General features: G+C 68.1%; 16 protein-coding genes and 1 pseudogene. 11 read left to right on the top strand and 6 right to left on the bottom strand.

Annotation, left to right across the window (positions count from 1 at the left end):
• The 8 genes from bcsZ to bcsR all read left to right on the top strand — a co-directional run bounded on the left by bcsZ (window position 1) and on the right by bcsR (window position 13061).
• A complete protein-coding gene (bcsZ, locus tag LDO54_RS31800) occupies window positions 1–1359 on the top strand; it encodes a cellulose synthase complex periplasmic endoglucanase BcsZ (RefSeq protein WP_224015573.1) in 1359 nt (452 codons plus the stop codon).
• Window positions 1341–5459 (top strand): cellulose synthase subunit BcsC-related outer membrane protein, encoded by a 4119-nt coding sequence (locus LDO54_RS31795; RefSeq protein ID WP_436975738.1) that lies wholly within the window; start codon window positions 1341–1343, stop codon window positions 5457–5459. Before bcsZ ends, LDO54_RS31795 begins: the two co-directional genes overlap by 19 nt.
• A gap of 58 nt (window positions 5460–5517) precedes the next feature.
• Window positions 5518–7398, top strand: a complete 1881-nt coding sequence (bcsE, locus tag LDO54_RS31790) for a cellulose biosynthesis protein BcsE (RefSeq protein WP_224015569.1) — start codon at window positions 5518–5520, stop codon at window positions 7396–7398.
• 4 nt (window positions 7399–7402) lie between these two features.
• Window positions 7403–7702, top strand: a complete 300-nt coding sequence (locus LDO54_RS31785; RefSeq protein WP_224015566.1) for a hypothetical protein — start codon at window positions 7403–7405, stop codon at window positions 7700–7702.
• Window positions 7699–8532 carry a cellulose biosynthesis protein BcsQ gene (gene bcsQ, locus LDO54_RS31780; RefSeq protein WP_224015564.1) on the top strand — a complete coding sequence of 278 codons (834 nt, stop codon included), beginning with the start codon at window positions 7699–7701 and terminating at the stop codon, window positions 8530–8532. The genes LDO54_RS31785 and bcsQ overlap by 4 nt, the downstream gene beginning before the upstream one ends.
• Window positions 8529–11144 (top strand): UDP-forming cellulose synthase catalytic subunit, encoded by a 2616-nt coding sequence (gene bcsA / locus LDO54_RS31775; RefSeq protein WP_224015561.1) that lies wholly within the window; start codon window positions 8529–8531, stop codon window positions 11142–11144. Before bcsQ ends, bcsA begins: the two co-directional genes overlap by 4 nt.
• A 78-nt stretch (window positions 11145–11222) precedes the next feature.
• Window positions 11223–12815, top strand: a complete 1593-nt coding sequence (gene bcsG / locus LDO54_RS31770; protein ID WP_224015556.1) for a cellulose biosynthesis protein BcsG — start codon at window positions 11223–11225, stop codon at window positions 12813–12815.
• Window positions 12816–13061, top strand: coding sequence for a BcsR/BcsP family cellulose biosynthesis protein (gene bcsR, locus LDO54_RS31765; RefSeq protein WP_224015555.1), 246 nt, complete (start codon window positions 12816–12818; stop codon window positions 13059–13061).
• Window positions 13062–13086: 25 nt separating this feature from the next.
• On the opposite strand, the gene LDO54_RS31760 is transcribed toward bcsR, so the two are convergent.
• The 3 genes and pseudogenes from LDO54_RS31760 to LDO54_RS31750 form a co-directional block, all read right to left on the bottom strand.
• Entirely contained in the window at window positions 13087–13953 is an 867-nt protein-coding gene (locus LDO54_RS31760) for an SAM-dependent methyltransferase (RefSeq protein ID WP_224015553.1), read from the bottom strand.
• Window positions 13954–14001: 48 nt separating this feature from the next.
• Window positions 14002–14253, bottom strand: a complete 252-nt coding sequence (locus tag LDO54_RS31755; RefSeq protein WP_224015551.1) for a hypothetical protein — start codon at window positions 14251–14253, stop codon at window positions 14002–14004.
• A gap of 157 nt (window positions 14254–14410) precedes the next feature.
• A pseudogene (locus LDO54_RS31750) lies at window positions 14411–15331 on the bottom strand (hypothetical protein); the annotation flags it as partial.
• A gap of 81 nt (window positions 15332–15412) precedes the next feature.
• Here LDO54_RS31750 and LDO54_RS31745 point away from each other — a divergent pair.
• The 3 genes from LDO54_RS31745 to rpoD all read left to right on the top strand — a co-directional run bounded on the left by LDO54_RS31745 (window position 15413) and on the right by rpoD (window position 19006).
• A complete protein-coding gene (locus LDO54_RS31745) occupies window positions 15413–15748 on the top strand; it encodes a helix-turn-helix domain-containing protein (RefSeq protein ID WP_065064907.1) in 336 nt (111 codons plus the stop codon).
• 299 nt (window positions 15749–16047) lie between these two features.
• Complete coding sequence (locus LDO54_RS31740) at window positions 16048–16476, top strand: GFA family protein (protein ID WP_224015549.1); 429 nt, start codon at window positions 16048–16050, stop codon at window positions 16474–16476.
• A gap of 550 nt (window positions 16477–17026) precedes the next feature.
• Entirely contained in the window at window positions 17027–19006 is a 1980-nt protein-coding gene (gene rpoD / locus LDO54_RS31735; RefSeq protein ID WP_224015547.1) for an RNA polymerase sigma factor RpoD, read from the top strand.
• Between the two features lie 113 nt (window positions 19007–19119).
• On the opposite strand, the gene LDO54_RS31730 is transcribed toward rpoD, so the two are convergent.
• Genes LDO54_RS31730 through LDO54_RS31720 form a run of 3 tightly spaced genes read right to left on the bottom strand, consistent with a single transcriptional unit; the run spans window position 19120 to window position 20892 of the window.
• Window positions 19120–19785, bottom strand: coding sequence for a DUF799 domain-containing protein (locus tag LDO54_RS31730; protein ID WP_224015545.1), 666 nt, complete (start codon window positions 19783–19785; stop codon window positions 19120–19122).
• A gap of 14 nt (window positions 19786–19799) precedes the next feature.
• Window positions 19800–20168 (bottom strand): DUF4810 domain-containing protein, encoded by a 369-nt coding sequence (locus LDO54_RS31725; RefSeq protein ID WP_224015544.1) that lies wholly within the window; start codon window positions 20166–20168, stop codon window positions 19800–19802.
• 46 nt (window positions 20169–20214) lie between these two features.
• Window positions 20215–20892: a CsgG/HfaB family protein gene (locus LDO54_RS31720; protein WP_224015542.1), complete on the bottom strand. Its 678-nt coding sequence runs from the start codon at window positions 20890–20892 to the stop codon at window positions 20215–20217.
• Window positions 20893–21390: the final 498 nt, after the last annotated feature.

Below are 21390 nucleotides of genomic sequence, written 5' to 3'. Positions count from 1 at the left end.
GTGCCGACCGGGTTGAGGGCCAAGCCCTGCCTCACGCGCCGGCTCGCGGCCGGCGCCTGCGCGCTCGCGCCGCTGCTGCTGGGCGCGCCGTCGCCCGCGCTCGCGGCGAACGCGAACGCGCCAGCGAATGCAACGGCGAAGGCGGCTGCCGCGAAAACAGCGCCCGCGCCGCGAGCGCCCGCTTGCGCGTGGTCCGACTGGACCGCGTTCAAAGGCGCGCTGCTGTCCGCCGACGGACGCGTGATCGACGCGAGTTCGCCGCGCCAGGTGACCGTCTCCGAAGGCCAGTCGTATGCGCTCTTTTTCGCGCTCGTCGCGAACGACCGCGCGGCCTTCGACAAGATCCTCGCGTGGACCGAGAACAATCTCGCCCAGGGCGATCTCGCGGCGCATCTGCCCGCGTGGATCTGGGGGCGCACCGACATCGACGAAAACGGCGCGCCGGTGGGGGCATCGGGGACTTCGGGCGCTTCGAGTGCTTCTGTTGCTTCCGCTGCCTCGGCGACGCAAACGCCGTCCGCCACGTGGGGCGTGATCGACGCCAACTCCGCCAGCGACGCCGATCTGTGGATCGCCTACACGCTGCTCGAAGCGGGCCGACTCTGGAACGTGCGCCGCTACACGGCCATCGGCACGGTGATGGCGCGCAACATCCTGCGCCGCGAGACGGCCTCGCTGCCCGGCCTCGGCCGCACGGTTCTGCCCGGTCCGACGGGCTTCAAGCTCGACAAGACGTCGTGGCGTCTGAACCCGAGCTACGTGCCGCTGCAGGTCATGCGTCGTTTCACGCTGGCGATGCCCGAGAAGGAACAGGCCGCGTGGAAATCGCTGCTCGGCAGTTCGGCGCAGCTCGTCAACGGCACCGCGCCCAAGGGCTTCTCGCCCGATTGGGTCGTGTATCGCGCACAGGGCAACAAGGGCGATTTCGGCCCCGACGAACCGACGCACGCCGAAAGCGCCTATAACGCGATCCGCGTCTATCTGTGGGCGGGCATGCTCGCTCACGACGACCCGGCGCGCAGCGCCACGCTCGCGACCTTCGCGCCGCTCTCGGCCTTCGTGGCCGCGCACGGCTTTCCGCCCGAGCGCGTCAACACGCAGACCGGCGAGCCTGGCCCGAACGAGGGCAATGGCGGTTTTTCGGCGGCGGTCGCCCCGTATCTGTCGGCGCTCGGTCGCACCGATCTGTCCGACGCCCAGGTCGAACGCAGCCGCGCGCGCGCGCAAAAGTCGCCGCCCGGCTACTACAGCAGCGTGCTGATGCTGTTCGGCCTCGGCTATCTGCAAGGGCTTTATCGCTTCGACGCGCAAGGCCGCGTGATCCCCGCATGGACGGCTCAATGCCCGGCAGCACGATGAACGCCTTCGCGAAAGCGCCGCGCCCGGGCGCCGGCTCGCGCACGCGGCGTCTCGTTCCGGCGATCGCGGCGCGGCTCGGGTCGCGCGCCGAATCGCGGATGGATACGCGCGCCGAAGCTCGGCCCGAATCACGCCTTGATGCGCGGATCGCCCGCCGGCTCGCGCCGCGCCTGTCGCCGCGCATCGCCTCGATGCTCGCGCTGCTGATCGCCGCCTCGCCGCTGGCCGCGCGCGCACAGAACACGCCGAACGCCCAGAACGCGCCGCAGCCCGCCGCGAACGCCGCCGCGCCCGCCGCCCAGGCCGCGCAACTGCTCTCGGCAGCGCGCATGTGGATGGCGAAGAACCGTCCCGACGTCGCGCGCGGTCTCGTCCAGAAGGCGCTGCTGTTCGATCCGCGGGAGCCCGAGGCGCTCGCGCTGATGGGCGAGATCGAACTGCGCTCGAATCGCACGGCCGAAGCCGCGAAGGTGCTCGCGCAACTGCAGAAAATCGCGCCGAACGCGCCCGCGACCCAGGAGCTGTCCGACACCTACCGCGTCGCCACCCGCGACAAGAACGAGCTCGCCGAGATCCGCCTGCTGGCCAACGCGGGCAAGACCGAAGAAGCCGCCCCGCGCATGAAGAAGCTGTTCCCGCGCGGCGCGCCGCGTGGGGCGCTCGCACGCGACTATTACCGCATCGTCGCGGGCACCGACGCGGGCCGTGTGCAGGTGATCGACGAACTGCGCGCGCGTCTGAAGCGCAATCCCGACGACGCGAACGCCGCGCTGATTCTCGGCGACCTGCTGACCGACCGCACCAGCACGCGCATGGAAGGGCTGAACCTGCTCTACGGCGTCTATCAGCGCCAGGACGGCAACCGCGCCGACGCGCTCGAATTCTGGCGCCGCGCGCTCGCCAGCGCGGGTCGCGACGATCCGGCCTATTACATCTGGTATGTGCGCTATCTCCAGGAAGTCCCCGACGACACCGACGCGAAGCAGACCGTCGCCGACCTCGCGAAGAAGCTCGGGCCGCAGGCCGTCGCACAGGCCAACGCGGCGGCGGCGAGCGGCAAGCCCGTGATGGTCGCGTCGGGCGGCGCGCGCGCGTCCGGCGGCGCGTCTTCCGGTTCGCGCACGCGTGTGGCCGGTCCCGGCGCGCGCGCCCGCAACCAAGGCCTCGCGCAACTGGCGCGCGGCGATCTCAAGGATGCCGAAGCGTCGCTGCAAACCGCCCAGCGCGCGAACCCGAACGACGGCGAAACGATCGGCGCGCTCGGTCTCGTGCGTCTGCGCGAGGGCCGTCAGGACGAGGCGCGCGCGCTGTTCGCGCGCGCCGTCAAGCTCGACCCGGACAACGCCGGCAAGTGGCGCAGCCTCGAAAAGACCGCAGCCATCTGGGGCACCATCGGCCGGGCGCGCGACGCCAACGCGCAAGGCAAGCCCGAGCAGGGCGAAGCGCTCGCGCGCGAGGCGCTCAAGCTTGATCCGGGCAACGCCACCGCCACGCGTCTGCTCGCCGACTCGCTGATGGCGCAGAAGAAGTGGAGCGAGGCCGAAGCCGTGCTGCGTCCGCTCGTGACGGCGAAGGAGCCCGATCTGGACGCGCTGCGCAGCCTCGTCACCGTGCTGCGCGAAACCCATCGCGACAACGAGATCGGCCCGTTGATCACCGCGACGGCGCCGCGTCTGTCCGGCTCGGAGGCCGAACTTAAGCGTCTGCACGCCGAACTGCTGGCGATCCAGGCCGATCAACTGCTCGCCGAAAACCGCAAGAGCCCGGCCATCGCCAAGCTCGAAGACGCCGTGCGCCTCACGCCCGACGACGCCTGGACGCGCTTCACGCTCGCCCGCCAGTACCGCGACCTGAATCTGCCCGCGCTCGGCCGCCAGGTGATGGAAGACGGCCTGAAGGCCTCGCAGGCGCCCGACATGCGTTACGCCACGGCGCTGTATCTGAATTCCGTCGACGACCTCGACGGCGCCGCCGCGCAACTCGACGCCGTGCCGGCCGCCGAGCGCAGCGACGGCATGCGCACGCTGATGGGCAACCTCGCCGCGCAGAAGAAGCTCGCGCAGGCGCGCCAGCTGATCGCGCAAGGCAAGGACGACGAGGCGCGCGCGCTGCTCGACGCCGCCGCCGCGGACGCCAACGCGGCCAACGATCCGCAGATGCTCGCCTCGGTCGGCCGCGAATGGATTGCGCTCGGCGAGCCCGACAAGGGGCTCAAGCTCGTGCAGGACTGGCTAGCCGCGCATCCGGGCGACGACGGCGCGAACGGCGCGCGCGTGCGCTACGGCGAACTGCTGGGCGCCGCCAACCGCGACGACGACTGGTCGAAGTGGATCGACGCCACGCGCGCACAGCCGGGCCTGACCGACGAGCAGCGCGCCGATCTCGACGACCAGGAACTGCGTCTGGCCGTGCGCGCGACCGACCGCCAGATCGACAACGGCGACCTGCGCAGCGCGCAGCGCACGCTCGACGCGGTGCCGTCGCACCTGAAGTCGAACCGCCGCTGGCTGCTCGAAGAGGCCGATCTGCTCGAAGCGAAGGGCGACTACAAGGGCGCGCTGGCGGCCGCGCAGAAGGTGCTCGCGGCCAACCCGAACGACGCCGACGCGCGTCTCACCGTGGCGCGCCTGTACGAGCGCATGGGCCGCGACCGCGAAGCCACGCAGCTGGTACGCGACGTGCTCGCCGACACCGACGAAGACGACATCGACACGCGTCTCGCGATCGCGCGGCGCTTCACGGCGCAAGGCCGCAACCAGGAGGCGCAGGACGTGATCGACCCGCTGCGCGAACGCTACCCGGACCGCTCGGACGTGACGATCCAGGCGGGCCGCGTGGCGCAGTCGCGCGGCGACTACAACGACGCCGCCAGCCTCTATCGCAGCTCGCTCGCGCAGGAGCAGGCCGAGGGCGAGCAGCCGGGCCCCGACGGCCTGACCTCGGGCGCGCGCGCGCTGCAAGGTCTCGACGACCGCCGCCAGGCGCAGATCGCGACCGAGTGGTATCAGTCGAATCTGGCGGGCGATCCGGGCATCTCGGAGCTGCACGCCACGGAAATCCCGCTCTACGTGCGGATTCCGAACGGCTATTCGGGCCACTACTTCTTCCACGCCGACACGGTCTATCTGAACGCCGGCACGCTGCCCTCGGGCAGCGACGGTGTGTACGACTACGGCAAGTCGCCCGCGCTCAGCAACGCGAACGTGCCCGCCATGAACCAGACCGCCACCGGCGTGGCGCTCGCGGCGGGCTACGAGTTCAGCGGCGCGAACACGAGCTGGCGCGCCGACATCGGCAGCACGCCGATCGGCTTCCCGATTTCGAGCGTGCTCGGCGGCCTGCTGTACCGCTACGACTTCCAGCACGCGTCGGTGTCGGTCGACATCTCGCGGCGCGCCCAGACGAGCAGCCTCGTGTCCTACGCGGGCGGACGCGATCCGATCACCGGCGAAACCTGGGGCGGCGTGGTGCGCAACGGCCTGACCGTGCGCGGCGCGCACGATTTCGGGCCGGGCACGCTGTTCACGAGCCTCGGCTTCGGCCTGCTGACCGGCACCAACGTGCCGACCAACCAGGAATTCAAGCTGCGCAGCGGCTACGACTGGTCGGTCTGGCGGCGTCCCGACCAGTCGGTGTCGAGCGGCCTGACGATCAACTACTGGAAGTATTCGAAGAACGAGCACTTCTACACGTTCGGCAACGGCGGCTACTACAGTCCGCAGAGCTATCTGTCGTTCAGCCTGCCGCTCGACTGGACCGGCCGCTGGGGCAAGCTGTCGTGGGAGCTCGACGGCTCGGTGGGCGTGTCGTTCACGAACGAGGACCGCTCGCCCTATTTCCCGACGCGCCCCGATCTGCAGGCGCTCGCGGGCGACCCGTACTTCGGCGGTGGCTCGGGCGGCGGCTTCAGCTACACGGCGGAAGCGGCGCTCGAATACCGCGTGACACCGCATTTCGTGGTCGGCGGGCGCTTCCGTCTGGACCGCTCGCGCGACTACGCGCCGAACGTGGGCCTGGTGTACCTGCGCTATTTCTTCTCGCCGCAGCATGGCCCGGTGCCGTACCCGCCGACGTCTGTCAGGCCATACTCGGAATATTGAGGCATCGTATGAAGACTTCGACTCGAACCGTCATCGCATCCGCGGACCGGGCGACCCGATGAACGAGCCCGTCCGCGCCCCCAAGGCACCGGCCGCCGCCGACGCGCGCGCGCCGCGCCATTCGCTGCTCGCGCGCCTGTCGCAGCGCGAGCCGCTGGCGATCGACGGCCTGCCGCCCGCGCTCGCCGCGCTCGGCTCGGGCCAGGTGCACATCGTCTATGCGAACGCCTCGCCCGCACGCGACGCGCTGTTCTGGGAAACCGCCGCCGCTGCGCTCGAAGGCCCGGCCACGGTGCTGTCCACGCGCGACGGCGCGAGCATCGCGGCCACGCTGCGCGATCACGGCATCGACATCGACCGGCCCGGCTCGACGCATCACTGGGCCAACGTCTGCTCGCTCGTGCCGCTCGAAGGCCGCGACGGCGCGCAGGTGCTGATCGAGGCGCTCGACGCGCTCGCCAACCAGTGCGCCGCGCCCGCGAGCCAGTTCTATCTCGAAGGCGCCGAAGCCTTTTTCGACTGGCACGACGCCGCCGCGCTCGCGCGCCAGGGCGCGCAGCTCGCGAGCTGGTGCGCGCAGCATCGCTACGGCGTGCTGCTGCTGGCCGAACCGCCCGGTCTCGGCGACGACCACGCGCATCCCGAGCTGGCCGCCTTCCAGGCGCGCTTCGCAGGCGCGGCGCAGTTGTTGCAGACGCAAGGCCAGTTCCATTGGGAAGTGGCGTTCTGGCGCTCGGACGACGCCGTGCTCGGCAGCCAGTCGCTGCCGCTGCGTTTTTCGGCGCTCGATCATCGTCTGACCGTCGACGGCGGCACCTTCGCGCAGACCGCGAGCGAAGTGGGCTTGCTCGCGCCCGACGAAGGCCGCGTGATCATCTCGCGCGACGCCGTGCTCAACGAGCGCGTGCTGCCGCCCGCCTGGCAGGTCGTCGACGACAACGAAGCGGCGCTCGGTGCCGCGCGCACCGCCGTGGCCGCCACGGTGATCCTCGACTTCGGCACGAGCCGCCAGCTCGAATCGCTCGCGGAACAGGTCCACACGCTGCGGCTGCAATGCGGCAACGCGCTCAAGATCATCGTGCGCGAGGAAGCGGTGGCGATGCGCTACGAGTCGCTGATGCTCAATCTGGGCGCGAACCGCGTGATTGCGCGCCACACCACGCTCTCGCAGGTGGAGGCGATCGTCGACAGCCTGCAAGGGCAGGTGTATTCGCGGCCGGTTCCGGCGGATTATCGCCAGGCGCTCGCGGGCGTCATGCACGGCGAGGAAAGCGGCTATGTGGGCGCGGCGCATTTCGTCGAGCTGGTGCGCGCGGCCGTGGAACGCAGCCGCGTGATCCAGTTGCCGAGCGTGCTGATCCGGCTCGCGCTGATGCCCGAAGTGGCGCACGTCGATGCGCTCAAGGCCTGCCAGCTGCGCCGCGCGGGCGATATCGCGACCGCCGCCGGCGACAGCCTGTACGTGTTCTTCTTCGCCTGCCGTCTCGGCGACGCCGACGCGGTGCTGCAACGCGTGTTCCAGAATCCGCTCGCGGAGCTGTTCCAGGGCGAGCAGCGTTGCGGCGATCCGAATTCGATCGGCATGCTGCTCGAAACGCTCGAAGACGAAATCGACGCGCAGACGCCGCCCGATTATTCCGGCTGGCTCGCGATCCACGCGCCGCAGACGCCGCGCGGCGCGGCTCAGGCCGCTTCGGTAACGCCCGCCGCTTCGGTCACGCCGGCCGCCGCCCAGGGCGTCACGCCGTACGCCCGTAGCGAAACCGCCGCAGCGCACGCACCCGCGCCCGACCCCGATCAGCTGCCCGCGCTGCCCGTCCTCGACGACGCGCCGCTGCCCGCGACCGCCCCGGCGGGCGCGCCGTCCGCCCAGGCAACACGCGCCGCGCGCGCCGAACCGCGCCGCGCCGCGCTGCCGCTCAAAGCCCAGGACCGCTAACGACATGGATATCTTCTTCGGTTACTTCGTCTGGGGGCTGATCCTCGCCGCGCCGCTCTGGTGGCTCGCGTGGCGTCTGCGCCTCGGACGCTACGTGCCCGACTGGGCGAGGCCCGCGCGTCAGCGGCCGCTCGAACTGCCGCCGCAGCTGGGCGCGCTCGTGATCCGCGGCAAGCGCCGCAAGGAAGTCGCGATGCGCCGTCCGTCGGCGGTGCCGCCCGCTGCCACGCTCGCCACGTCTGCCGCGACCGCCAGCGCGGGTTCGGCCAGCCCGTCGGCCACGCTCGCGGAGCCGCGCTCATGAAGACCGTCGCCATCGTTTCCTCGGTCGGCGGCGTGGGCCGCACCACCTTTGCCGCCGCGCTCGCGAGCCTGCTCTCGGCGCGCTCGCATCCCGTGCTCGCCATCGAATGCGATCCGCGCAACGTGCTGGGCCTGCACTTCGGCCTGCGCGAAAGCGCGCGCGAAGGGCTCGTCACGCATCTGCACGACGCGAACCCGTCCGGCGACGCATGGGCGCGCGCCGCGCTGCAAAGCGACGACCAGGTGCTCGTGCTGCCGTGGGGCAGCGCGCCCTATCCAGGCGGCGTCGATGACGTCGACGACAGCGCCATCGACGGCTCGTCGCGCCTCGACGCCGACCCGCACTGGCTGCGCAAGCTGCTCGCGCGCGTCGATCTGCCCGCCAACGCGATCGCGCTGATCGACTGCGCGCCGTGGCCCTCGGCGCACGCGCGCCAGGCGATCGCCGCCGCCGACCTCGTGCTCGGCGTGGTCGCGCCCGACGCCACCGCCTGCGCGACGCTGCCGCGCCTGAGCGCCGCGCTGGTGCGCGCGGGCAAGCGCGCCGCCTTCGTCGCCAACGCCGTGGTGCCCGCGCGGCCGCTGCATACCGATCTCGTCGCCTTGCTGCGCGCGCGTCTGGGCGCGGCGATGCTGCCGTACATTGTCCACGCCGATAGCGGCATCCCCGCCGCGCTCGCGAGCGGCACGAACTTCTGCCTCGGCGCGCCGGGCTCGCAGGCGGCGCACGACCTGAACGGCATCGCCTCGTGGCTCTCGCACTGGGCGGCCAACGCGCGCCCCGACGCGCACAGCGGCCTGCCCGAAGGCGCGACGGGAGCGGCGCGATGATACGCGCGCGCATCGCCGCAATCTGGCACGCCCAGTGGGCCATGTTCTGGGCCGCCGTGCGCCGCGTGGGCGCGCCGCAGCTCGACCTCGCCGCCGACGCCTCGCGCGGCCAGTGGCTGCTGCGCCTGTTCTTCCGTCCGCCGCGCCCCGGCCGGCGCGACTGGCCCGCGCTCGTCTTCACGACGCTCGGCGACGACATCGTCGAAAGCCTGAACATGGGCCGCGACCGCAGCACGAGCGCGTGGCTCTGGCGGCTGTTCCTGCGCCCGCGCCGCGCGCGCCGCCGTCTCGCCGCCGATCTGCGCAAGCTGCACAAGCAGCCGCATCCGCACCGCATCGCCTTGCGCGTGTGGCTCGACAAGCGCCTCGAACCGGTCTACCGGCGCGCCGCGCACGCGAGCGGCGCCGTGGCCGCGCGCCTGCCCGCCGTCGACTGGGACGGCATCCGCGCGCGCCTCGAAAATCTCTCCGAATCGCTCGACCGCGTGCCCTTCCTGCGCCAGGGCCTGCTCGTCGTCGCCTTCATCACCGCCGTGGCGATCTGGACCACGCCGCTGCCGCTCGGCTCGCAGGTGCTGCTGTTCTTCCTCGTGTGGCTCATGGTGATGTTCGCGCGCCGCGTGCCGGGCCGCCTCGCGACCATGCTGATGGTGATGCTCTCGATCCTCATGACGGGCCGCTACGTCTGGTGGCGCAGCACGCAGACGCTGCACCTGACGTCGCCCGCCGAAGCCATCGTCGGCTATGTGCTGTTCGCCGCCGAGGTCTACACGTGGGTCGTGCTGATGTTCGGCTATGTGCAGACCGCGTGGCCGCTGCGCCGCAAGCCGGGCGCGCTGCCCGACGATCCCGCCGACTGGCCGACCGTCGACCTGTACATTCCGACCTATAACGAGCCGCTTTCGGTGGTGCGCCCGACCGTGTTCGCGGCAAGCACGATCGACTGGCCGCGCGACAAGCTGCGCATCTATATCCTCGACGACGGCGACCGCGACGAATTCCGCGATTTCGCCGCCGAAGTGGGTGTGGGCTATATCCGCCGCAAGGAGCACAAGCACGCGAAGGCGGGCAACATCAATCACGCGCTCACGCTCACCGACGGCGAGCTGATCGCGATTTTCGACTGCGACCACATTCCCACGCGCTCCTTCCTGCAGACGACCGTGGGCGTGTTTCTCGCCGATCCGAAATGCGCGATGGTGCAGACGCCGCACCACTTCTTCTCGCCCGATCCGTTCGAGCGCAACTTCGACACCTTCCATCGCGTGCCGAACGAAGGCAGCCTGTTCTACGGCCTGATCCAGGACGGCAACGACTTCTGGGACGCGACCTTCTTCTGCGGCTCGTGCGCGGTCATCAAGCGCGGGCCGCTCGAATCGATCGGCGGCCTCGCGGTGGAAACCGTGACCGAGGACGCGCACACCTCGCTGCGTCTGCATCGTCACGGCTTCACCTCGGCGTATCTGCGCACCGTGCAGGCCGCGGGCCTCGCGACCGAAAGCCTCGCGGGCCACATCGGCCAGCGCATCCGCTGGGCGCGCGGCATGACGCAGATTTTCCGCATCGACAATCCGTGGCTCGGCAAAGGTCTCTCGTTCTTCCAGCGCATGTGCTACAGCAACGCCATGCTGCACTTCTTCTACGGGATTCCGCGCCTGATCTTCCTCGTGATGCCGTGCGCGTACCTGTATTTCGGACTGCACGTGATCAACACGCCGGCGCCCGTGATCCTCGCCTACGTGCTGCCCTATCTCGTGATTTCGGCGACGGCGAACTCGCGCATCCAGGGACGCTATCGCCATTCGTTCTGGGCCGAAGCCTACGAGAGCGTGCTCGCGTGGTACATCGTGCTGCCGACCACCATCGCGTTCTTCAATCCGAAGCTCGGCAAGTTCAACGTGACGTCCAAGGGCGGCCACATCGAGAACGACTATCTCGACTGGACCATTTCGACGCCGTATCTGGTGCTGCTCGGCATCAACGTGTGCGCCGTGCTGGCCGGCATCGCGCGGCTGACGATCTGGCAGAGCGAGGAGCCGGCGACCGTGTTCATGAACCTCTTCTGGGCGGGCGTGAATCTCACGGTGCTCGGGCTCGCGGTGGGCGTGGCGAAAGAGGCGCGCCAGGTGCGCGTGGCGCACCGCATTCCGCTGCGCGTGCCCGCGATGCTGACGCTGCCCGACGGCCGCACGCTCGCGTGCAAGACCGAGAACTATTCGATGGGCGGGCTCGGCCTCGTGCTGCCGCCCGACTCGGGCCTCGACAAGCTCGAAGCGGGCGAGCGCGTGAGCGTGTGTCTCGCGCGCGGCGTGGTGGAGCACGACTTCCCGGCAGTGGTCGCGCGGCTGGCGGACCGGCGCCTGGGCGTGCGTTTCGAGGACATGAGCATCGAGCGCGAACGGCGTCTGGTCGAATGCACGTTCGGGCGCGCCGACGCGTGGCTCGAGTGGGACGACGCGACGCCCGAGGACGCGCCGCTTCATGGTCTCGTCGAGCTGATCATGCTGAGCTGGCAGGGCTATCTGCGTCTGGCCGATGCCTTCTTCGACGCGCTCGAAAACATCTTCACGCGGCGGCGAGCCGGACGGGGCGACCCGGCCGGCCAGCCCTGATACGACCACGTCGGCCACGCCTCAACGACCGACCTGACGAACGACATTAAGCCGCGCAACGCGGGAACGCGACACACCATGGGCCTCTGGAATCTCTACTTCGCCGCCAAGCTGTATCTGTTTTCGCTGGGCAAGATCAGCCCGGTCTGGCTGCTCAACATCCTGTTCGCGGCCGCGCTGCTGGTGCCGCTGCGGGTGCGCTGGCTGCGCATCGCGCGCAACGTGCTCGCCGTGCTGGCGGGCATCGCGCTGTTCTATCACGAGTCGGGCTGGCCGCCGATCAGCCGCGCGATCTCGCAGATCCCCGTGCTGCTGACCTTCACGCCGTCGTACATGCTCGAACTGCTCGGGCGTCTCATCTCGCTGAAGATGATCGTGAGCACGGTGCTGGCCATCCTGCTCTACTTCCTGATCAACCGCTGGATCCGCGTGACCACGCTGGTGCTGATCGCGCTCGTCGCGGTGCCGCTGTGGCAGGGCGCGGGCACGCTGGTCGCGAACGCCAGCAGCGCGCTCGCGCAAAGCGCCTCGGGCGACGGCCCCGACGGCGACAGCCGCAACGCCAACGAGCCGCGCAACGAGCAGGCCGGCACCTACGACCAGCAGCTCGCGGCCTTCCGCGCCAACGAAGCGGGCCGCCACGTGAACTTCACGCCGCTCACGCAGGACGCCAACGCGCAGTTCGACATCATCGTCGTGCATATCTGCTCGCTCTCGTGGGACGACATGGACGTCGTGAAGGCGCGCAACAATCCGCTGTTCTCGCGCTTCGACTACATCTTCCAGAACTTCAGCTCGGGCGCGAGCTATAGCGGCCCGGCCGCGATCCGCGTGCTGCGCGCAACCTGCGGACAAGAGGCGCACAAGGCGCTCTACGATCCGGCGCCGGCCGAATGCCATCTGTTCGCGCAGCTCGCGCAGGCCGGTTACACGCCGCAGGCGCTGCTCAATCACAACGGCCGTTTCGACGACTTCCGCGGCACCGTGCTCAAGGAAATCGGCGTGCCGGGCGTGACGATTCCGTCGAACGACGGCCTGCCCGTGTTCATGAAGGAGTTCGACAACTCGCCGCTGGTCGACGACTACGACGTGCTCGCGCGCTGGTACAAGCAGCGTCTCGCGGCGGGCGGCGGGCCGGTCGCGCTTTACTACAACACGGTGTCGATGCACGACGGCAACCGTCTGCCCAACAGCAAGCTCACGAGCCTGCAGTCGTATCCGATCCGCCTGCAGACGCTGCTCGGCGACGTCGACAAGCTGATCGACCTGGTCGCGCAATCGGGCCGCAAGGCGGTGATCGTGTTCGTGCCCGAGCACGGCGCGGCGCTGCGCGGCGAGGAGAACCAGATCGCGGGCATGCGCGAGATTCCGACGCCGCGCATCGTGCATGTGCCGGTGGGCGTGAAGATCGTCGGCTTGCCGGCGGGCACGGAGCACGCGGGCGGCCCGGTCACGATCGATACGCCGACGAGCTATCTCGCGCTCGCGCAGCTGCTCGCGAATCTGGTGGCGAAAAGCCCGTTCGCGCCGGGCGCGGAACCGCTCGCGCAATACGCGAACGGCCTGCCGCAGACGCGCATGGTGGGCGAGAACGAAGGCACCGTGTCGATGACCACGCCGACCGGCTATGTGATCCATACGCCGGACGGCGTCTGGGTGGAGGGCAAGTAAATGGCGCTGAAACGCTGGCTGAACGGGCAGCGCGCGCGCAGCAATCCGCTGCTGCCGAGCGATATCGACGCGCTCGCGCGGCTCGTCGAAGGCGTGGACGCCGAACGCTATTACGACGTGCAGGCGCAGGACGCGTGGCAGGACGCGGCGGCGCGCTGGCCGCTGGTGGCGGCGGTGCTGGAGCTGGAGACCGGGCCGTTGCCTGAGGCTTTGCCAGAATCGTTGCCCGACGAGACGAAGGAGTAACACTGGCGCCGGATGCGTTGGGACGCTACACGCGTTCGGCGAGCACCACGCGCTCCATCGGCATGCAGTCCAGCAGGCGGCCGGTGGGCGCGATATAACGGCGCGCGAGCGCCTCGGGCTCCGGCTGCGCGATCACGCGCCAACCGTAACCGGCGAGCAAGGCGCGCACCGCCTCGGGATCGATCCCGAATCGCCAGATCGCCCCCCGCGCAACGAAACGCCGATACAGCGCCTCTTGTCCCGGCGGCACCTTCCCTTCCAGAAAATCGCGGCTCACGTAGGTGAACGCCAGGCGGCTGCCCGCCGCCGCACGCCCGAGCATCTCGAACGTGGCGTGCACAGTCGCGCTATCGAGATATTGCGTAACGCCTTCCCAGACGAAAAACGCGCGCCGGCTGCGCGTATAGCCTTGCGCGGCCAGCACCGCGTCGAGCGCGAGATGCTCGAAATCGACGGCGACGAGCGTGACGTTCGCGGGCAGCTTGCCGAAGCGCCGCAGGAGGCGCTGGCGTTTGGCGTCGATGTTGGCGGGCTGATCGAGTTCCCAGGCGGGCACGCCGGTGTCGCGCAGCAGGCGGAACGCGCGCGTGTCGAAACCCGCGCCGAGGTTCACGAACGCATCGATGTGCGGCAGCGCCTCGGTCAAGGCGTCGTCGATAAAGCGCTTGCGGCACAGCATGCCGCCCCACAGGCCCGGATAACGCCGTTCGGCCAGCGTGACGAGCCGAAGCGCCGTGCGCGTGCCCATCAGCGAAATGAGCCAGCGTGCGGGTGTCGGCAGCAGCGCGGCGGCCAGATCGTCGACGACGATGCGGCGCTCGACGGGCAAGCGCTGCTCCACGGCCACGAGCGCCATCGGACCGATGCCGGTTTGCGCGGCTTCGCGAGTCATTGAGTCATCGGGTCATGGATTCACGGATGCTGTGCGCCGATCGCGCGATCACGCATCCAGCGCCGCCTGCGTGCGCCGCCGTCCCTGCACGCGCGTGACGGAATCGAACAGCGCCTCGGCGCGCGCGAGTTCATCGAGCGCGTGGTCCAGACGCGACTGCGCCGCGCCATGCGAGCGCGCGGGATCGAGGTCGCCGAACGCGGCCTGCTGCGCGGCGCGAAACGCCTGATCGACGTTGCGGCTCGCTTCAAGAAAGCGTCGGGCGGCCTCGGCCTCGCGCGAATGGGTGGGTATCGCCATGGAACAGTTCCATCGTGGATTGCGCCGGATCGGCGCCGAACAGCAGATCGCCCTGCGCGATGTCGCGCAGCAGATCGCCTTGCGCCGGACCGCGCGAGACCGTGCGCGTGCGCACGCCGCGCAGCAGATCGTTCTGCGCGCGCCCCGGACGCGCGGGCGCGCAGTCGGCGGGCAGCAGGTCGAAGAGATCGCGCGCGAACAGCTCGCGCGTGACGCCGCGCGTGAGCGGCTGCGCGGCTTCGACGCGGCAGCGCGACGTTTCCGCGCCGAGCGTGAATTCGGCTTCGCGCAGCGCGGCGGTTTCGCGCGCCTTCGCGCCGAGATCGAACAGGTCGCTCGTCACGCCGCGCGCGGGTTGCGCGGGCGCGCTGCGCAGACGCCGCGTGAGTTCCACCCAGGCGTCGAAGTCGGCGTTGCGCGCGGCGTCGTGCAGCGCGGCCATGTCGCGCGCCTTCACGCGCGTGGGCTGCGCGAGGCGCACGAAGTACGGCGCTTCGAGTTCCACGCCGAAGGCGACCGCGTAGGTCTTGGCGGCCTTTGAGTCACTCGTCCCCTTCGCGTCCTTCGCGCCGGACCGCTCCGCGCGGTCCACCACCACCGTGCCCTGCGACGGCGACGGCGCCTTGCCCGTGCTCACGCTGCGCAGACGCTCGGGCTGCACGCGCAGGCTGCTGCCGAGCGTGAGTTCAGTGGGCGACGCGCACACGAGCGCGTAGTGATGATCGCGCGGCTTGCCCGACGGAAAGCGCAGGCGGCTCGTGACGAACACGTGCGGCGGCAGCGGGCGCACCTGGCCGCTCGCATCCACCCACGCATTCCAGACCAGCGCGCCTTCACGGCGCAGCTCGGCCATGCGCGGACGGCTGGCCGCCGCCGAAAACAGCGCGAGCAGCGAGCCGGTGCGCAGCGCCGCGATCTGCGCGCTGTTGCCGAGCGGCTGATTGATGCCCCACAGGAACCGACCGCCGCCCAGCCTGCGCTCCCACTCCTTGCGCAGGACGATCGTCGGGAGATCTTCTCCCGTCTCCGATCCGATCCTGGACCAGCAAAACGTGGGGGGTAGGTGTTTGAGCGCCATCGACATCCTCAGAAATGCAGCGAGCCCGCCAGTTTCGGCGAGCAATTCAATAAGCGTTACTGTATAGGTATAATGCATGACATGGAAGCCCCAGACACTCATTTTCCCGTGCAGGAACTGCTGCGCCGGTTGACGGCGGACAGCCGCTCATCCAGCGAGATAGCAAGGCTTTCCGGCGTCAGCCAGCCTACGGTTTCGCGGCTGCGCGCCTCGAACGGGCGCAGGCTGCGCCGTAGCGCGTCATTCAATAAGCTATGCAGTTTCTATGGCGTGAAGGCCGCCGCGCGCCAGGCCGGCGCCTATAACGACCTGCTGCGCAACGCCATCGTCGAGGCATGGGACGGCTCGGAGGAGCACGGCCGCGCCTTGCTGGTCGTCATCAACGGCTTGAAGGAGCTGCGGGAACGGCCCGGGTGAACGCGCTGAGCGCGTCGGGCGCTTGAGGTAACCGGATTTGGGAGGCGGCGCGTGTCGATGGTCCCCATCGGCGCCAAAATCTGACGGAAAGTACGGTTTTTTGGGGGCCAACAGGGCTCCCAAGGCCTTGTGGCGCCTGCGATGCACGTCGCAGGGCGGATTTCGGCGCCGGAAGTCCCATAAGCGGTAACCTTTGGCCCATGGCATGTGACCGAGAAACGCGATATGGGTACCTCGCACGCGCCATCTCGTAACGTTTCGCCGGGTTTTCCAGCCTGGCCCGCTGCCAGGCCCTCTCCATGGACACAAACGCCACCCAATCGCCCCACGCCTCGCTGCGCGGGCAATGCCTGTGCGGCGCGGTGCGCTACCGCGTGAACGACGCATTCGGCTACGCGTTCAATTGCCACTGCTCGCAGTGCCGGCGCGCGACCGGCGCGGCGTTCAAGCCGTTCGCGGGCATCGAGCGCGCGCAGCTGCGCCTCGAAGCCGATCAGGCCGACGTGCTCGTCTACGGCGACGCTCAGGCCGCGCACGACATCCGCTGCCGCCATTGCGGCTCGCTGCTCTATTCGGTGGTGCGCGAAGGCGCGTATGTCCACGTGACGATGGGCACGCTCGTCGATGCGCCCGCGATCCGTCCGCAAGGTCACCTGTTCGTCGGGTCGAAGGCACCCTGGCACGAGATCGCCGACGCGCTGCCGCAGTACGACGCATTTCCGCCGTAATGCATGGGTGCCCGACGGCGGTCAACGGTAATCACGACAGCACGTTCTATATAGTGTGGATTGCGAGCGCCGCGGCGGGCTTAACGGGGACCGATGGCGGCGGCTGGCGATTGTGATGCGACGTGCAACTATCCGTTTCGGTGAACGATAGAAAAAGAGCGAACCAGGAACCTGGATACGTGTCTAATCCACACGCGCAGAGAAACGTCAAACAGGAATGTCAACGTAGACAAGCGATGCGGCAACGAAGTCTCCCACGCGGCTTTCATCCATTTGGAATACGCTCCGACCCTCAAAGGGCGGTGCGAACCATGGCGCGCGGCGCCAACACCACGTTCGGGTTGCTTCGCATGGCGTAACGCACTACCATACGCGATCTTTCTGCATTGCACGAAAATCCAGGACGCCACGCCGTCGTGTGTTGGCGCTCGCTCGGCGGGACCTCGCGCCCCCGCCCATTCCCCTGCAATTTCGTCATCGCCAGGACGCCACGCCGCTGGCGCGTGACCCTTTTTGCCCTCGTGGGGCAATTCCTTTCGAGGAGAATGTATTGACAAGCCATGACCGGGAAGACGCGCCCACGTCTACCCGCACCGCCCGCCGCGGTTCCAAGGACAAGACCGGCGATGCGACTCCGTTGGACGGCGCCTCGCAACTGGAAAAGCGCCAGCATCAGATGCGCGCGCTGATCAAGCTCGGTCGCGAGCGCGGCTATCTGACGCACGCTGACATCAACGACCACCTGCCCGATAACTTCGCGCAGACGGCCGCGCTGGAAACCATCGTCGCGACGTTTAACGACATGGGCGTGCAGGTCTACGAGCAGGCGCCCGACGCCGACACGCTGCTGCTGAACGAAGATTCGCGCGCCGACCGCCAGGCCGACGACGAAGCCGACGAAGAAGTCGAAGTCGCGCTGTCGACGGTCGACTCGGAATTCGGCCGCACGACCGACCCCGTGCGCATGTACATGCGCGAAATGGGTTCGAGCGAGCTGCTCACGCGTGCCGGTGAAATCGAAGTCGCCAAGCGCATCGAAGACGGCCTCCAGGAAATGATCCAGGCGATCGCGGCATGCCCGTCGATCGTCGCGACCATTCTGGCGGACGCCGATCGCGTCGCGGCAGACGAAATGCGCATCGACGAGCTCGTCGACGGTATCGGTAGCGACGAAGCCGCTGCGGAACCGGCGGCCGCCGCCGAAGCCGACTCGAGCGACGACGTCGAAGCCCAATCGAGCGACGACGACGAATCGGACGACTCGGACAGCGAAGAAGACGCAGAAGCCGACAACGCCAAGGCGAACGAAGCCCTGCTCGCGCAGCTCAAGGCGGACAGCCTGGCGATCTTCGCGCGCGTACGCACGCTGTTCGACGCCATGACCTGCACCGGCGACGCCAACGCACGCGCAACGGCCGCCGAAATGCAGATCTGCGCCGACATCCAGAGCGAACTCGCACCGATCCGCTTCACGGCTCGCACGATCGACCGCCTGTGCACGATGCTGCACGAGCAGGTCGCGGCGATCCGCGCGATCGAGCGCAACGTGCTGGCCATCGTCGTCGACCGCTGCGGCATGCCGCGTGAAGCGTTCATCGAACAGTTCCCGGGCAAGGAAACCGACCTCGACTGGGGCGTGCGCGCTGCCGCCGCTTCGACGAAGTACGGTCCCGCGCTCGAGCGCAGCCTGCCGGCCGTCCAGGCCGAACAGCGCAAGCTCGCCGAAATCGAAGCTGCGGCTTCGCTGTCGCTGCAGCAGATCAAGGCGATCAACCGTCGCATGACGGCCGCCGAAGCGAAGATGCGTCAGGCGAAGGGCGAGATGGTCAAGGCCAACCTGCGTCTCGTGATCTCGATCGCGAAGAAGTATGTGAACCGTGGCATGCAGTTCCTCGACCTGATCCAGGAAGGCAACATCGGCCTGATGAAGGCGGTGGACAAGTTCGAATACCGCCGCGGCTGGAAGTTCTCGACGTACGCCACGTGGTGGGTGCGTCAGGCCGTGACGCGCGCGCTCGCCGACCAGGCGCGCACGATCCGCGTGCCGGTGCACATGATCGAAACGATCAACAAGCTGAACCGCATCTCGCGCGAGATCCTGCAGCAGACCGGCATGGAAGCGCATCCGGCCGATCTGGCCGCGCGCATGGGCATGACCGAAGAGAAGGTGCGCGGCATCCTCAAGATCGCCAAGCAGCCGGTTTCGCTCGAAAGCCCGGTGGGCGACGACGGCGACGCCACGCTCGGCGACATGATCGAGGACGCAGGTTCGGCATCGCCGGCCGACGCCGCGATCCACGCGAACATGCGTGCTGCGATCGACGAGGCGCTCAAGGCGCTCTCGCCGCGCGAAGCGAAGGTGCTGCGCATGCGCTACGGCATCGACACGACCTCGGACCACACGCTCGAGGAAGTGGGCAAGCAGTTCGACGTCACGCGCGAGCGTATCCGCCAGATCGAAAGCAAGGCGATGCGCAAGCTCATGCACCCGAGCCGCGCCGACAAGCTGCGTCCGTTCCTGGAGCGCTAAGCGCTTTTCCGCGCGTCAGTGCAGTGTCGACTGAGCCGCGCTGGAATGAAAAAGGCCCGTCACTTCGGTGACGGGCCTTTTTATTTGCGGCAGCTTTTTTACTATTCGCGACTTCAGTCCGTGCCGAACTTCGGCGAATGCGGACCGTAGAGCAGACCGGTCGGCGGACCCGCGTGCAGCAGGCGATAGCTCGTCACGCCGGCAATATCGTGGCTCTTGTCGGTCAGCGAGTTCGCGATCTGCTTGATCGCCGCCGTCACCAGCATGCCGATCAGGCCGCCGCCGCTACTGTTGTTGCCTTCGCTGCTGCTCGCGCTCGCGCGGCCTTGCCAGAGCACGTCGCCGCTGCTCAGATCGACGAGTTTCGCCGATGCCGTCACGATCGTCGCGCTGTCGAGCACGCGATACTGCGTGCCGTATTGCGTGATCGTCGTGTAGACGGCCGCATCGGCGCCGAAGATCTCACGCAGCTTCGCGGCCGAGGTCTGCTGGATATCGGCAGGCGTCGTGAGACCGTTCTGCTTGAACGTCTCTTCCATGACCGCGACCGGAATCACGTAGTAACCGGCTTCGGCGAGCGGATACGTCATCTGCGAAAGCATGCTGTTCGATGCGCTCACGTCGGTCGTCGAGTTCTCGGGCGGCAGCACGAGAATCGTGCGCGGACGGGCGTTCTTGAATGCCGAGTAGTCCACGTGCTTGACGGGCTGCGCACAGGCGGACAGCAGGGCGAGCACGGACAGCGCCAGCCAGAGCTTGAGGGAAAGGATTCGGGACATGTCGGTGCGCTCGCTTATTGTTGCTTCGTTTTCTTCTTCATCAGGAAGTCCATATAGGTCGTCGACTCCGGGAAGAGATGCTTCTCGGCGTCGAATTCCTGCATGGCCTGCGTATCGTTACCGACGTTCGCGTACAGCATGCCCAGTTGCGCATGGAAGCCCGGCGGCGTCTTGTTGCCCTTCGCGCGAATCTCCTGCAGCGACTTTTCGAGCGCGTCGATCTGCTGCTGCGGCGACTTCTCGCCCTTCAGGTAGTCATAGACGCCCGGCTGATAGCCGTTCCACTGATACAGCGACGGCGTGGCGGGCGCGCAGCCCGCGAGCAGCAGCGTTGCTGCCGTGACAGGCAGGCAAATTCCCCGAAGCGTGCCGATGTATTTCATTTAAAACCCCGTATGCGTAGTTATTTTGGTCAGCGATGACGCAGGTTCAGTGGGCGGTGCGCAGCGCGCCCGCGTCGACCTGATCGGCCAGGTGATTGACCGCTTCCTGGATCGCCAGCTCGAGCACCTTGCCGTTGAGCGTCGAGTCGTAGCTCGCGGTGCCGCCGAAGCCGATGATTTCGCGATTCGAGAGGCTGTATTCGCCCGCTCCTTGCGCCGAGGCGATCACTTCCGACGTCGTGGTATCGACGACGTTGATGTTCACCTTCGCGTACGCGATCTGGTTCTTGCCGCTGCCGAGAATGCCGAACAGCTGGTGGTCGCCGACTTCCTTGCGGCCGAATTCGGTGACGTCGCCGGTGATGACGTAATTGGCGCCCTTGATCGCCTGGGCTTGCTTCGCGAAGCCGGCTTCCTGGCGGATCTCGTCGAGGTTGTCGCGATCGAGCACGCTGAAGCGGCCGCTCTGTTGCAGCGACGTGATCAGAATGGTCTTCGCCTGGCCGCCGAGACGGTCGATGCCATCGGAGAAAATGCCGCGCATATAGGCCGAGCGGTTATCGAACTTGCCGACGGCGATCTTCACCGGCTGGCCGACGGCGGGACGCTGCGCGCTCGCGACAGGAGGAACCGGCAACGTGCGCGACGACTCCGTTGCGCAACCGCTCAACGCCGCGATGGCGGCGGCGGCCAGCACGGCGCCACAGGTGATGGACAACTTCATGGAGACTCCTTGGTGGTGGAACTAAAACGACGACAAACATGCGCCAGGCGGCGCGTATGAATTGAAGCGACAGGAGATCGGAGAGTTGTCGCGAGGTGCGGCGCGGGATGGTGTGCTGTGCGGCACGGACGCGTGTGAACGCACCGCGCGGCGTGGCGCAGAAGTGTGTATGGCGCAGCACGGCGCTGCGCGCGTGGTCATTCCATCGGCATTGCATGTTTCGCGCTTCCGGCACGCGAGCGCGTACGCGGAAGTCCCCGGATTCTTGTCGGTGTAGCGTGTTATTTTATGTTCGTAGCAAAAAGCTACCCACGACTATATATCGTCGGAATTCTTCGAAACTTCAGTAATTTCGCGATTTAATGCTGTTTAAATATTTTGATTTTGAGCATTTAAATCTCTTTAAAGTCGTCTTGAAATAGCGCTTTAAAGTGATGGGGGAACTTCGGAGGAGAATCGGTGAGGAGGTGTGCGTTTGGATTTCACACGCCCAAACGC

The sequence above is a fragment of the Paraburkholderia tropica genome, from assembly GCF_914484835.1.
In the GTDB taxonomy this organism is placed as follows: Bacteria; Pseudomonadota; Gammaproteobacteria; order Burkholderiales; family Burkholderiaceae; genus Paraburkholderia; species Paraburkholderia tropica_A.
This window is presented reverse-complemented; position numbering and strand designations above follow the sequence as displayed.